At 56.7% G+C, this 14,318-nt stretch carries 9 protein-coding genes and 2 tRNA genes; 6 read left to right on the top strand and 5 right to left on the bottom strand.

Annotated features, from left to right (window positions below):
* The first annotated feature begins 50 nt into the window (after positions 1–50).
* From H9I52_RS15045 to H9I52_RS15055, 3 genes are all read left to right on the top strand, one after another.
* Entirely contained in the window at positions 51–1,592 is a 1,542-nt protein-coding gene (locus tag H9I52_RS15045; protein WP_187454499.1) for a hypothetical protein, read from the top strand.
* Between the two features lie 149 nt (positions 1,593–1,741).
* Positions 1,742–2,938, top strand: a complete 1,197-nt coding sequence (locus H9I52_RS15050; protein WP_187454500.1) for a glycosyltransferase — start codon at positions 1,742–1,744, stop codon at positions 2,936–2,938.
* Positions 2,935–4,197, top strand: a complete 1,263-nt coding sequence (locus H9I52_RS15055) for a lipopolysaccharide biosynthesis protein (protein ID WP_187454501.1) — start codon at positions 2,935–2,937, stop codon at positions 4,195–4,197. Before H9I52_RS15050 ends, H9I52_RS15055 begins: the two co-directional genes overlap by 4 nt.
* A gap of 32 nt (positions 4,198–4,229) precedes the next feature.
* On the opposite strand, the gene H9I52_RS15060 is transcribed toward H9I52_RS15055, so the two are convergent.
* The 5 genes from H9I52_RS15060 to mutS all read right to left on the bottom strand — a co-directional run bounded on the left by H9I52_RS15060 (position 4,230) and on the right by mutS (position 10,218).
* Complete coding sequence (locus H9I52_RS15060) at positions 4,230–5,216, bottom strand: AAA family ATPase (RefSeq protein ID WP_139515770.1); 987 nt, start codon at positions 5,214–5,216, stop codon at positions 4,230–4,232.
* Positions 5,217–6,358: 1,142 nt separating this feature from the next.
* The gene (locus tag H9I52_RS15065) at positions 6,359–6,766 is read right to left on the bottom strand and encodes a hypothetical protein (protein WP_187454502.1); all 408 of its coding nucleotides are present in this window, start codon (positions 6,764–6,766) and stop codon (positions 6,359–6,361) included.
* A 409-nt stretch (positions 6,767–7,175) separates the two neighbouring features.
* Positions 7,176–7,258 (bottom strand) — tRNA-Leu (locus H9I52_RS15070).
* Positions 7,259–7,325: 67 nt separating this feature from the next.
* Positions 7,326–7,401: transfer RNA gene (locus H9I52_RS15075), tRNA-Gly, on the bottom strand.
* Between the two features lie 138 nt (positions 7,402–7,539).
* Positions 7,540–10,218: a DNA mismatch repair protein MutS gene (mutS, locus tag H9I52_RS15080; RefSeq protein ID WP_187454809.1), complete on the bottom strand. Its 2,679-nt coding sequence runs from the start codon at positions 10,216–10,218 to the stop codon at positions 7,540–7,542.
* Positions 10,219–10,444: 226 nt separating this feature from the next.
* Between mutS and H9I52_RS15085 the strand changes: the two genes are divergently transcribed.
* The 3 genes from H9I52_RS15085 to H9I52_RS15095 all read left to right on the top strand — a co-directional run bounded on the left by H9I52_RS15085 (position 10,445) and on the right by H9I52_RS15095 (position 14,317).
* On the top strand, positions 10,445–10,984 hold the full coding sequence (locus H9I52_RS15085) for an RNA methyltransferase (protein WP_187454503.1): 540 nt from the start codon (positions 10,445–10,447) through the stop codon (positions 10,982–10,984).
* A gap of 162 nt (positions 10,985–11,146) precedes the next feature.
* On the top strand, positions 11,147–13,789 hold the full coding sequence (locus tag H9I52_RS15090) for a T9SS-dependent M36 family metallopeptidase (RefSeq protein ID WP_187454504.1): 2,643 nt from the start codon (positions 11,147–11,149) through the stop codon (positions 13,787–13,789).
* Positions 13,790–13,885: 96 nt separating this feature from the next.
* On the top strand, positions 13,886–14,317 hold the full coding sequence (locus H9I52_RS15095) for a hypothetical protein (RefSeq protein WP_187454505.1): 432 nt from the start codon (positions 13,886–13,888) through the stop codon (positions 14,315–14,317).
* The last annotated feature ends 1 nt before the right edge of the window (position 14,318 follow it).

Here is a 14,318-nt window from a genome sequence, read left to right on the forward strand (position 1 = left end):
GAGTCGCATCCTTTCCAACCCTCAAGACCTAATTCTCATTTCACGCCCTCATGAAAAAGAATCCCCTATCCCTGGCGCTCGTTGCAACGCTACTGCTGGGTCTTGCCTCCTGCGATAAAAAGGATACCACCCCCGCTCCGAACGCCCCCGTACCTAGCGGAACGACCACCGGCGGCACCACGCCCCCACCAGCTTCGGGGTCGGTAATTGTGGTCGGCGATGGCAAAGAAACCGCTATCACGACCAACACCACCTGGTCGGCGGCCAACCGGTATTTGCTGAAAGGCTTTGTATACGTACGCACCGGCGCGACCCTTACCATCGAGCCTGGCACCATCATCAAAGGCGATAAGGACACGAAAGGCACCCTGATTATTGAGCCCGGCGCAAAGATCATAGCCGCCGGCACGGCCGAAAAGCCCATCATTTTCACTTCTAACCAAGCCAAAGGCTCGCGCAACTACGGCGACTGGGGCGGCGTGGTAATCGCTGGCAACGCGCCGGTAAACTCCATCGACGGCACCAACCTACCCACGGCCGAAGGCGGCATCACAACCAAATACGGCGGCGCCAACGCCGCCGACAACTCCGGCACGCTCCAATACATTCGCATTGAGTTTGCGGGCATTGCGCTTACGCCCAATAATGAGCTGAACGGCTTGACCTTCGACGGCGTGGGCAGCGGCACAACCGTCGATCACATTCAGGTTTCGTACAGCGGCGACGACTCGTACGAATGGTTCGGAGGCACCGTCAACGCCAAATACCTAGTGGCCCACCGCGGCTTCGACGACGATTTTGATACCGACAACGGCTTCTCGGGCAAGGTACAATTCGCTGTTTCTCTGCGCGATCCGCAGCAGGCCGACCAGTCGGGTTCCAAGGCCTTCGAATCGGACAACGACGCCAACGGCACCACCAAAGGCCCGATCACCTCGGCGGTATTCTCCAACGTGACGGCCGTAGGGCCGATCCTGAACCCTAGCGCGGCCAATTACAGCCCGCAGTACACGGCCGGCGTGCATATTCGCCGCAACTCGGCGCTCAGCATTCTGAACTCCGTGATCATGGGCTTCCCGACAGGCGTGCTGATTGATAACAGCTTAACGGCCGCCAACGCCGGCCGCAGCGATCTGCAATTCAAAAACAACATCGTGGCTGGCTCGCTAGTTGGGTCGAACTCAACCAACGGCCAGCGCAGCATCGTGTATATTGGGCCAAATGGCGGGGCGGGCAGCCTGACCGTTAACAACGTGATGAGCTCCGATTCGGCAGCCTGGGGCACGGCCGTGGGCCCGGTCACGTGGCTGAAAGCGAATGGCAACAAGCGCTATGCTACTTCGGATAACGTGCAGCTGCTCAACCCCTTCAACCTGACGGCTCCGAGCTTTTTGCCTCGCAGTGCTTCGCCCATCGTAGCTGCTTCTGCCACTACCCCGCCCACGGCGCCCGCCGACTTTACGAGCACCAAGGTCACAGACGCTTTCTTCACCAAAGTAAGCTACATCGGTGCCTTCTCCGGCTCGGGTACTTCCGCAGACAACTGGCTGGCTGGCTGGACCAACTTCGACCCACAAAATGCTGATTATTAATATTTTAACTGTCTATACATTTCAGGTATAAGCATCCTGAAATGCCGGTTAGTCGAAAGGAGCCTTCTGAGAAGGCTCCTTTTTTGTTGCGTAAGTTGGCCTTACTTCGCCCCTTGCCGCCACCCCAAAACCTGTAGCTTGCGCTCGTAATGAAGCCTCGCGTACTCATGCTGCCCAAGTGGTACCCCAACCGCTACGACGACCAAGCCGGCGACTTTGTGGCCCGCCACGTTGCAACCATCGCGCCGCACGCCGATATAGCCATTCTGTTCGCCACAGTAGCACGCAAGCCATTACCACAACTCATTGATTATAAAATAGATACAGAATTATCTTTTCCTATCTACCGCTACTACTATCAAGACCGCATTACGGGTTTTGGGCCTCTGGACAAGCTGCTCAAACTGATTCTGTATTTTGGCTGCCTCGGCCACGGTTACTGGCACCTCCGCCGCACTTGGGGCCGGCCGCAACTGGTGCACGTGCATGTGTTGTTGCGCACCGGCTTGTTTGCGTGGTGGCTAAAGGTTTGCCATCGAGTACCTTACCTTGTCACAGAGCATTGGTCACTGTACCTCCCCGAACGCGCCGCGGGCATTAGTTGGCTTCGTCGCATCCTGACGCGGGCGGTGGTGCGGCAGGCGGCGGCGCTGCATACCGTTTCGGAAGCCCTGCGCGACGCGATGCACGCGCTGGGCTTTCGCAATGCCCATTCGGTTGTAATTGGTAATGTGGTGGATACACATCTGTTCCGGCCCGCACTAGTACGGCCGCGTACGCAAACGCTGCTCAACGTTTCGGCTTTTGATGATGCCGTAAAAAACATCTCAGGGATCTTGCGGGTGGTGACTCGACTGCGGCCCACTTGGCCCAACCTGCGTTTGCGCATTGCTGGCTACGGACCCGATGAAGCGCTGCTACGCCAACTGGCTCAGGAGTTAAACTTGCTTGCCGACGGCACCGTGGTCTTTCTGGGCAAGCTGCCGCAATCGGCTGTGGCCACCGAAATGCAGCAGGCCGCGGCCTTGGTTTCGTTTAGCCGACTGGAAACTTTCGGTTGCGTATTGCTGGAAGCGCGGGCCTGCGGCTGCCCCGTAGTCGCGACCCACACGGCCGCCGTGCCGGAGCTGTTTCGCCCCGAAGGTGCCTTTGGCCAACTAGTACCCGTGGACGATGAAGAAGCCCTGGCCGCCGCGCTAACCTCAGTGCTGGCGGGCGAAGTTCGGCCGGATGCTACCCGTCTGCACGCCGATGCAGTGGCCCGCAGCAGTCCGGCGCACGTCGGGCAAGATTTTAACTCGCTTTATCATAGCCTGTTGGACTGGGCTCCTGTTCCGCACGCATGATTCGCCGCATCCTCCACAACTTCGCAACCCGGCTGGCAACTGCCTTGCTCAGCTTTGCTGTGGTGTGGCTCACGGCGCATTACCTCGGCGCTGCCGGCCGCGGCGACGTCAGCCTGTTCGTGACCGATTGCGCGGTATTGCTGCTGTTTATCGGATTGTTGGGCGGCTCGTCGCTCATTTTTTTGGCTCCCACGCACAACGTCTGGCACCTGCTTGCGCCGGCTTATGGCTGGACTTTGGTGGTGTGCACGGCGGGCACAGTCACCGTGGGCGCCCTGCGAGCCGTTCCCGAAACGTATCTGTGGCATTTGTGGGCACTATCGCTGGTGCAGGCCTTTTTCTCGATCAACACGTCGCTTTTGTTGGGCCGCAAAAGGGAAGCGAGCTATAACTTCCTGACGGTGTTGCAAGTAGCCTTGCTGGCGGGCGTGTTGCTAGTGGCTTTTCTGGGGTTGGCGTGGCGGAAGGTGCCCGTGTATTACTATGCTACGTACGTAGCCTACGGGCTGCCCTTGCTTCTCACATTCAGGTACTTACTCCAACTTCCCGACCCCAAAAACATCCGATCAGGATTTGGTCATACCGTGCGCGAGCTGGCCCGCAACAGCCGCAGTTCGCACCTCTCCAACATTCTGGCCTTCGTCAACTATCGCCTGAGTTACTATTTCGTGGCACACTACGCCGACGCCCGCGCCGTGGGAGTGCTGTCGGTGGGCGTAGCGCTGGCCGAAGCCATCTGGATCATTCCGCGCAGCACCGCCCTGATCCAATACGTTGATCTGGTGCATGCTACCGACAAGCACGCTGGCCTCGGCTCCACGTTGGGCGTGGCGCGCCTCACGGTGCTGGGCACGCTGGCCGCGGTGCTGGTGCTTTGTGCGCTACCGCCCGTTGTGCTAACCACGGTGTTCGGGCCTGAGTTCGGAGCGGCTCGGCCAGTCATTTTGGTGCTGGCGCCGGGAGTTATCATCATGTCTATCAACATGATATGCAGCTCTTATTTTGCTGGCATCGGCCGGTATTGGGTCAACAATGTGTGTACCGTCGTGGGCATTTTGGTTACGGTGCCCGCGTGTTGGCTGCTGATTCCCCGCTGGGGGATCATTGGCGCGGCTTGTGCCACCTCGCTTTCGTACTTTGCCTGCACGGCTTACTTGCTGCGCCAATTTTTGCGCGCAACCGGTACATCCGTATCCGACTTTGTACCCCGCCCGCAAGAGCTGACACGCCTGCGCGAACTGTTGGCTAAAGCGAATTAAGCCACATTCACAAGTATCTGAATATCAAATACTTAGCTAATGGGCACTTTGCGCAAGATTGCTTCGATAAGGTCCTGGGTGCGGATGCCGTCGGCCTCGGCCTCGTAGTTGAGCAGGATGCGGTGGTTGAGCACGTCGCTGGCTACATCCTTGATGTCTTCGGGTAGCACATAGTCGCGCTCGTCGAAAAAGGCGACCGCTTTGGCCGCGCGGTGCAAGGCAATGCTGGCCCTTGGGCTTACGCCAAACTGCACATACTGAGCAAATTCCGCCAAATCGTAATCGGCGGGCTTGCGCGTGGCAAAAACCAGTTCGATGATGTATTTCTCCAGGGTTTCCGAAATCTGTACCTGGTTAATCAGATCGCGCACCCCGAAAATGTCTTCCTTGGTGAGCACGGGGTTCACGTCGCCCACGTAGGCCATGTTGGCCATGCGCCGCATGACTTCCAGTTCGTCGGTTTTCTTGAGGTAATCGACGTACACTTTCATCATAAACCGATCGACCTGCGCCTCAGGCAACGGATACGTACCTTCTTGTTCCACAGGGTTTTGCGTGGCCAACACCAGAAACGGTAAATCCAGCGGATAGGTGGTTTCGCCAATGGTCACCTGTTTTTCCTGCATGGCTTCGAGCAGCGCACTCTGCACCTTGGCGGGCGAACGATTGACCTCGTCGGCAAGCACCAGATTGGAAAAGATCGGACCCTTTTTCACCTCGAACACCGACTGGTTCTGGTTATAAATCATGGTCCCTACCAAGTCCGAAGGCAGCAGGTCGGGCGTAAACTGCACCCGCTGAAAGTTAAGATGCAGCACCTTAGACAAGGTGCTAATAGTCAGAGTCTTAGCTAGCCCAGGCACGCCTTCCAGAAGTATATGCCCACCCGTAAATAGGCCAATAAGCAGCCGATTGACCATGTAATGCTGGCCCACTACCACCTTGCCCACCTCGGCAAAAGCCTGCCTGATTTTTTGCTGGTATTCGTCGGGAGAAAGTGGGATAGCGGAAGCAGCCATGTAGAAACAAAAAGCGAGGAAGGGTCTTAAAAGTAGTGAATACCAGCCAAGCAGCAGGCACAACAGAAACCTGTTTACTGTTTAGTTTGAGCGAGATGCCGCCCATTCGCATGATTATGTGATAACAAACCTTGTTTTAGTACCATAGGTTTGTCCTGCCAATTATTCATCGAAACACAGCATCAACTTCCAGACCTTCCCGCCTTGGAGGCTGGCGCTGCCTTGCGCTCCTGCAAACTGTGTGGGTTAGAAAGTGGCTCAATGCAGGGCCTATAAAAGGCGGCGCTCATTATAATGACCTGTCTATTAATAGGTTAAACCAAAATCACTACCTACTCTCCTTTATATGCCGGCATTTGGGCCGGGCCTAACAACGCATTTTTTCTACTGCTATTGCCTCCAACCGCGGACCGGAGACAAGGCCGTGGCTTGAGCTTCCGTTCCACTTCACACTAACTTCCTATGAAACAAGCCTTACTATCCGGTACGGAGGGTGGCTTTGCTGCGCCCTCCGGCCACCCACGCTTGCCTGCTCATGGCGGGCTTTGGCCGTGACTTTTGCTGTTTTTGCTGCTGCTGATCAGCACGGACCTGGTGCAAGAGATTTTTTCGGGCTCCTGCCGTGTCTTGACTTCGCTTCAAGCATCTGACCCTGAGGTGATGGTAGTCAACGGCCTGACTGATGGCTCTTCTTATTATGTATGGGTATATTCGTACAGCGCAAGACCTACCACAGCGGCTACCGGTGCCTTTTCGATTTGCATCAATAATCTTGGCCCACCACCCGCCAACGGCTTGTGTGCCAATGCCATAGCATTAACTCCAACTTCTCTGCACGTCCATAACTGCTAAATTGGCCGGCGTCTCATTGACTTCATTGTGTCGCCGGTGCCCATTCTCCTCCTCGTACCGCCGCTGCAATGGTACATCTCGTCGCCAACTGTCTCCTTTCAGAAAGTAAGCCAAACGCCACTATAAGGGCAATGGCATAGCTGTAATAGCCTGACCCTCATTAAGAAGTATGGAACAACCTGCCTTCGATACGCACTCAGGGGCGCCAAAACAGAGATTTTATCCTGCTTTGGCGCCCCTGAACTTGTGAAGACCTGCACTATTTCTGCGGCCTAGCGCGTGGCATGTTTCTAGAAACCTTTGTACACGATGGTTTCTTTGGTAACAGTCGTGCCCTTGGTATCAGTAAGCACAATCGTGATCGTGTCCGTTGTTAGGTCAACGGGGCCGCTGTATTTATCGCGCCCCGCAAACGTAGGGTCAGTCATGGTAATTTCAGTCTGGCCGCTGTTCCAACTCCACTTTCCGCCCTGCGTTTGGGGGTCGTTGGGCGCGCATTTGGTGGGGCCTTCGTCCACCAGCATGCTCATGTCATCGCGGAAGCGGATAAAATCGTCTTTCCCACAGGGAGCCAAGTTTGCATACTTGTCGTACGGCGCGTCGGCCACACCATTGCGCGTCGTTTCAATCACGTCGGAGCTAACCCGCCAGTTCTTGGCAGTCAGCAGTTGCGTTTTGACGTCACCTTTCGTGGTCACAGATTCTTTCTTGCAACCAACCAATAAACAAGCGGTGGCGAGAACTAGGGCAGAAGTAGAGAAGGTTTTCAAAGTGACTATATGCTGAAGGTGGAAAACTAGAGGAAAGAGGCTGTTGTACAATTGCACGAACTTACCGTGGGGTCATCCAAGCAAAATAGGCTCCAAAACCTGCTGTTTATACAAGTATAAGCCTATTTAATTGAAAAATTTTTATATTCCAACAAGTCCGCATCCGGTTACGTGCAAAAATCATAATGGTTACATCCTATTTTATTTTCAAGCTTGCCAATACACAAAATACATATAATCATTTGGTTATTCGATATTTACATAATTCACCCTCGACCGCCCTAAAACCCTTAAAACGCCAAAAGCCCCTTCACAGCTTGTGTAAAGGGGCTTTTCGTACCAGAGACGGGAATCGAACCCGTACGCCTATTCGGCAAGGGATTTTAAGTCCCTCGTGTCTACCAGTTCCACCACTCCGGCTTAAATGCAGACTCGCTACAAAACTAAAAAGACGTTGCGGGTTGGCAACGTCTTTTTAGTTTTTTATTGGAGCGGGAGACGGGGTTCGAACCCGCGACCTCGACCTTGGCAAGGTCGCGCTCTACCAACTGAGCTACTCTCGCATGTCGTTCACCAAGTGGCGAATGGTGCGACAAAGGTACAACTGATTTTTATTGTGTCAAGTCCTAGCGCAATTTTTCTTCCTGATTTACCCGAAAAAAAATGGTTCTAGCTCATTCTCAGGGGCTTTTTCTTCAATCTTATTTCAATACGAGCTTTAATTCGTTGAGCTTGAGCAGGGCCTCGATGGGCGTAAGCGTGTTCACATCCAAGGCTTGCAGCAGCTCCCGAATGCGCTCCAAGGCCGGGTCGGAAGGCTCGAACATGCTGAGTTGCAGGCTCGGACGTGGCGCCGAAGCTACGGCTACCGGCCGGGCTGCTGGGCCGCGCTGGGCGGTTTCGCCTCCGATTGGCGTTGCGTTATCCGGAGTGTTTACTTCAAGCCCAGCCAACACTTCGTCGAGAAGGGTGTTGTCTTCGGCGCCGGCGCTGGTTCGCTCCTGCTCGAGGTGATGCATGATTTCGTTGGCGCGCAGCACCACAGCCGTCGGCATGCCGGCCATACGGGCCACATGAATGCCAAAGCTGTGCTCCGAACCGCCTTCCACCAGCTTGCGCATGAATAGGATGCGCCCGTCGGCTTCCTTCACGGCCACGTTGTAGTTGCGCACCCGCGGGCAGTCGTCGGCCAGTTGGTTGAGCTCGTGGTAATGGGTGGCAAACAGCGTTTTGGCCTTGGCTTTCGGGTTGTTGTGCAAGTGCTCCACGATGGCCCACGCAATGCTGATGCCGTCGTAGGTGCTGGTGCCACGCCCGATTTCATCCATCAATACTAAACTTCTGTCCGACAGGTTGTTCAGAATACTGGCCGTTTCGGTCATTTCCACCATGAACGTGCTTTCGCCCTTCGAAAGGTTGTCGGAAGCGCCTACGCGGGTGAAGATCTTATCGATGACGCCGATGGTGGCCGCGTCGGCGGGCACGAACGAGCCGATCTGAGCCAACAGTACAATCAGCGCGGTTTGGCGCAACAAAGCCGATTTACCGGCCATGTTTGGCCCCGTAATTACCACGATTTGCTGCTCTTCCTGATCGAGCCTAATGTCGTTGGGAATATAAAACTCGCCGGGCGGCAGCTGACGCTCAATCACCGGGTGACGGCCTTGGCGAATGTCCAGCTCGGTGGTGTCGTTCACGACGGGCTTAACGTAGCGGTGCTGGCGCGCCGTGGTGGCAAACGAGGCCAGGCAGTCGAGAATGGCTACGGCGCGGGCATTCTGCTGAATCTGTGGCACGTAATCCATTGCCGACAGAACCAGCTCATTATAAAGCTGTTGCTCGATCACAAACAGCCGGTCCTCGGCGTGCAGGATTTTCTCTTCGTAGGTTTTCAGCTCCTCGGTGATGTAGCGCTCGGCGTTTACTAGGGTTTGCTTCCGGATCCAGGTGGTGGGCACCTTGTCCTTGTGGGCGTTGGTGACTTCGAGGTAGTAGCCAAACACCTTATTATAAGCCACTTTCAGCGATGAGATGCCGGTTTTGCGGCTTTCTTCCTGCTGGAGTTTCAGCAAGTAATCTTTGCCCGAAAATGCGATTTTGCGCAACTCGTCCAGCTCGGCATCCACGCCGTCGTTGAGCACATTGCCTTGGTTGGTGAGCACGGGGGCATCGGGCCGAATTTTGGTTTTGATCTCTTCCCGGAGCGTCACGCACGGGTTCAGCTGATCGGCCAATTTCTGCAAAGCCCGAATGCCCGAACCAGCCAGCGACTCCCGGATCGGGCCGATGGCATCCAGCGCGCGGCTAAGCTGAATCAGCTCCCGCGGGTTGATGCGCCGCACGGCCACTTTCGATATAAGTCGTTCTAAATCAAATATTTGCTTAAGATGTTGATTTAGCTCACCCAGCAGCTCGGGGTTCTGCAAAAGCGCGTCTACCGTATCCAGGCGGCGCTGAATCTGGCCGACTTCCTTCAGCGGGAGCACTACCCATTTGCGCAGCAGGCGCGCGCCCATTGGCGTGACGGTTTGGTCGAGGATGTCGATGAGCGGCACGCCGCCCATGTGCTGCGGATGCACCAACTCCAGATTGCGCACCGTAAAGCGGTCGAGCCACACGTACTTGTCCTCTTCCAAGCGGGCGATGTTGGCGATGTGGCCAATGTCGGTGTGCTTGGTTTCGGCGAGGTAATGCAGGATGCAGCCGGCCGCCGTGATGCCCTCCCGTAGCGTGTCGATGCCGTAGCCTTTGAGCGAGGTGGTTTTGAAGTGGCGCGTGAGCGAATCGTGGGCGTAGTCGAAGCCGAAAACCCACTCGTCGAGGGCATAATGGCAGAAATCGGGGCCAAAATGCTGCTCAAACTCGTGCCGGCTTTTTTTGCAGAACAGCACCTCGGCGGGCGAGAAATTCTGGAGCAGCTTACCCAGGTACGCAAGGTCACCTTGGGCCACCAAAAATTCGCCGGTGCTGATGTCGAGGAAGGCAATGCCGGCTTCCTGCTTGCCGAAATGGACGGCCGCGAGGTAGTTGTTGCTCTTGCGCTCGAGCACGTTGTCGTTGAATGACACGCCGGGCGTAACTAGCTCTGTAACACCACGTTTCACCAATCCTTTGGCCTGCTTCGGATCTTCGAGCTGGTCGCAGATGGCTACGCGCTGCCCGGCCCGCACGAGCTTCGGCAAGTACGTATCGAGGGAATGGTGCGGGAAACCCGCCAGCGCCACTTCCGACGAGGTGCCGGCGCCGCGCTTGGTGAGCGTGATGTCGAGGATGCGCGAGCTGGTGACGGCATCTTCGCCGAAGGTTTCGTAAAAATCACCGACCCGAAACAGGAGCAACGCGCCCGGATGCTGCTGCTTGAGCTGATAATACTGCTTCATCAGCGGCGTATCGGCTACGGGCGCGGGCGTGATGTGGTCGGGACCGACCGACTTGATGACGAACTTAGGTTTGTTAGACAAAGTGCAAGCTGTAGTAATGCTCCGAAGCGCATTCAATCGTTGAACGGTGAGTGCCAGCCCGAGCAGACGGTTTGCGGAGTTCAGGTCAAACAACGAACGCGCCGGAGCGCGTTCCTACCTTTGCGCAAAATAACCCCTCCCCACGATGCGCAAACGAACGATGGAAGAGCTGAACCGGCTCTCAGTGGCAGACTTCAAAAGTACGCAAAAATTCCCCCTAACCCTCGTTCTGGACAACGTGCGGAGCCTGCATAATGTAGGCGCCGCCTTCCGCACCGCCGACGCTTTTGCAGTCGAGAAAATCTGGCTGTGCGGCATTACCGGCCGGCCGCCGCAACGCGAAATCACCAAGACCGCGCTGGGCAGCACCGAGTCGGTAGCGTGGGAGTACGCAGCTACTACTGTTGACGCTATTCGGCAGCTTAAAGCCGCAGGCTACGCCATAGTAGCCGTTGAGCAAACTATTGATAGTCAATTACTTACTAAGTTCACTCCAGAAATTGGGCGTCCTTATGCCTTGGTCATGGGCAATGAGGTTTTTGGGGTCGAAGACGACGTGCTGGCCTTGTGCGACGCGGCCGTCGAAATCCCGCAATTTGGCACCAAGCACTCGCTGAATGTGTCGGTGGCGGCTGGGGTTGTGCTGTGGGACTTTCTGGTGAAAATGGGCTTCGCAAAGTCCTGAGACAAGGGAGCGGCACCCGTCTAGTCGGGGCACTGGCAGGCTTTGTCGATTAGCTTCTGCTTTTAGCCGATTGCCCGCCGAATTTATCGGTTTTGTTAGTAGATTTGGAAATAGAGTCCTCGTTGTTTGGTGGCCACTCTTACACCCATCTTCCTCACTTTTATGCCCCTAAATTTTACCACTGCCCGGTACCGGGCGTTGGCGTTGGCCATGCTCCTTTCTTGGCCGCTGGCCACACAGGCCCAGGATGCCTCGGTTCAGCGGGCGATACGCTACCTCGAATCGAAGCGGGCTGCTTTGGGCCTGACCGAAGCCGACGTGCGCGACCCGTTCGTGACCGACTCCTACACCGATGCGCACAACGGTGTGTCGCACGTGTACCTGCGCCAACGCTACCAGGGCTTGGAGGTAATCGGGACCGAGATGAACCTGAACTTCGACCGCAACGGCAACCTGCTCAGCCAGGGCGGCAAGTTTCAGCCTAACCTCGCTCAAGCCGTTCGGAGCACGTCAGCTGCCCTTACGGCCCAAGATGCTACCGCTTCAGCGGCCCGTTCTGTGGGCTTGGCTCCTAGCGCACTGCGGCAGGCCCAGCCTGCCACGGCCAACCGCGGCCCGGTGCTGAGCGACCCCACGATTTCGGCGCGCGAGATTCCGACTAAGCAGGTATACATTCTGCAGCCCAATGGACAAGTGAAGCTGGCTTGGGACGTGGCCTTTATGCCGCCCGGCGGCGACCACTACTGGAATATGCAGGTCGATGCGGGCACAGGCGCCGTTCTGAACAAAAACGACTGGACTACCCAGGAAAAAGCCCCTACGCTTTCCTTAAAAGCGGCCTACAACGGCACCCCGTGGCTACAAGGCGCTCCAGCGGCACTGGGCGACGATACGCCGGCCAAACCCGCGGCCACCGCGACGTACAACGTGTATCCTATTCCGGTGGAGAGCCCCACTTACGGTGCCCGTAGCGTCCTGACCAGCCCAGCCAGTGCTGCGGCTTCGCCCTTTGGCTGGCACGACATCGACGGCGGCTCGGGGCCCAAATACACCATCACGCGCGGCAACAACGTGTATGCCTACGAAGACCGTGCGGGGCAGAACAAGGCAGGATATTCGCCTGATGGCGGCGCATCTCTGAATTTCAATTTTGCGCTCGACAACACCAAGTCGCCGCTGATAAACCAAGATGCCAACATCACTAACCTGTTCTATATCAACAACATCATGCACGATGTTAGTTTTCAGTACGGGTTTGATGAAGTAAGCGGCAACTTCCAGTTTAAGAACTACACCGACAAAGGCTTGGCCGACGACGACGTGCAGGCCGAAGCGCAGGACGGCGGCGGCGTGCGTAACGCCAACTTCTCGGCCCCGCCCGACAACTACAACCCCGTGATGCAGATGTACATCTGGCCGCGGCCGGCTATTGCTGATCTCACGGTCACGCAGCCCAGCACGATTGCCGGGTCGTACGTGGGGGTGCAGGCAGAATTTGGTAAATCCTTTCCCACCACAACGCCCATCGCCGGAAACCTGGTGCTGGCCAACGACGGTACCAACACCCCCAATAGCGGCTGCGCGACGTTCACCAACGTGGCTGAAATCACGGGCAACATTGCGGTAGTCGATCGCACGTCTTCGTGCAAGTACACTGATCAGGTAAAGAACGCACAGGCAGCCGGCGCTACGGCGGTCATCATCGTCTGCAACGAGCCCGACGTGCTCTACTATGTCACCGGTGCCCGCACCGATACGGCTGGTATCAAGATCCCCTCAATGATGATCTATCAGGCTGATGGTCAGAAGATTAAAAATCAGCTTACGGCGGGCACGCCTGTCAAAGGCTCGGTATTGTTTCGGTCGCAAGCGGCGGCCCGCGACGGCGACCTCGACAACGGCATCATGGCCCATGAGTACACCCATGGCATCTCCATTCGCCTGACCGGCGGCCCTGCCAACTCCAGCTGCCTCAACAACAAAGAGCAGATGGGCGAAGGCTGGAGCGATTTTGTGGGCCTCTGGATGACGACCCGCCCCACCGACAAAGGCGAAACGGGCCGCGCCGTGGGCAACTACGTGCTGGCGGCGCCTACTACGGGTACAGGCATTCGCAACAAGCTCTACAGCACCGATTTCAGCATCAACAACCACACCTATGCAGAAGTCGGTCCGGTTTATACCGAAACGCACGACGTCGGCGAAGTATGGGCCAGCGTGCTGTGGGATCTGAACTGGGCTATGATCGGGCGCTACGGCTACGATGCCGACCTGTACAAAGGCACGGGCGGCAACAACAAAACCATGCAGCTCGTCATCGATGGCATGAAGCTGCAACCGTGCAAACCCGGTTTCCTGGACGGGCGCGATGCTATTCTGAAGGCCGATCAAGCCGATTACGGCGGGGCTAATCAAGCCCTGATCTGGCGCGTATTTGCCCGCCGCGGCATGGGCTCCGATGCCGTACAAGGCAGTAGCGACGACCTCAACGACAACAAAGCAGGCTTTGCGGAGCCCGCAGCCCTCGCGACCAAAACTGCCCTCGACGAGTCGTCGTTGGAGCTGTACCCTAACCCCGCCAACAACGAGCTCACGATCCGTTCGTTTGCGCGTAGCGCCAGCCCGGTCCAGATCACCGTACTCACGGCGATGGGCCGCACCGTAAGCTCTACCACCGTATCGGCGACCAAGGCTAGCCAAGATGGCGTCCGGGTTAACACGCAGGATCTGGCGGCGGGCGTGTACATCGTTCGCCTGACGACCTCCGAAGGTAGCGTGACGCGGAAGCTGGTCGTTCAACACTAATACCTGTTCCGTTGTTGGTTGCTCACAAAACCCGCTTGGCATTCAGCTGAGCGGGTTTTTTCTTACTGATTCATTTTTACGTATTGTTTGTGCCCTATGTCCCCTTCCACTCCCACCGTTTCCGCCCACGATCTTGCTTTGCTGGCTTTGCGCCCTTCGCTAGCCGAATTGCCTGCGCCTGCCAATGATACCGTCGGTGATTTTCTGCACCGCACGCTGCGCCCCGTGCTGAAGATGCAAAACGAACTGCTGCTGATGGCCGTAGCCGATTTTGTACGCGACCACCATATCCCTCTGGCCACTGCCAGCCCCACCGATCGGGAGCGGCGGCTGGACGAGTTGCTGACGCGCAACGTAAAGCTGCGCTACACCGTGATCGGCTTGATAACCGGCCTCTTTACGAGCGGCGAAACTACCTTTTACCGCCGCCAGCGCGCCGAACTTAACAGGCGTATTCTGGAATTGGCAACCCGCCGCGCCCAGGATCAGGCAGACCGCCTAGTCGGCATGCTCACCGAAGCTATCTGAG

The sequence above is a fragment of the Hymenobacter sp. BT491 genome (assembly GCF_014349165.1).
Classification (GTDB): Bacteria; Bacteroidota; Bacteroidia; order Cytophagales; family Hymenobacteraceae; genus Hymenobacter; species Hymenobacter jejuensis.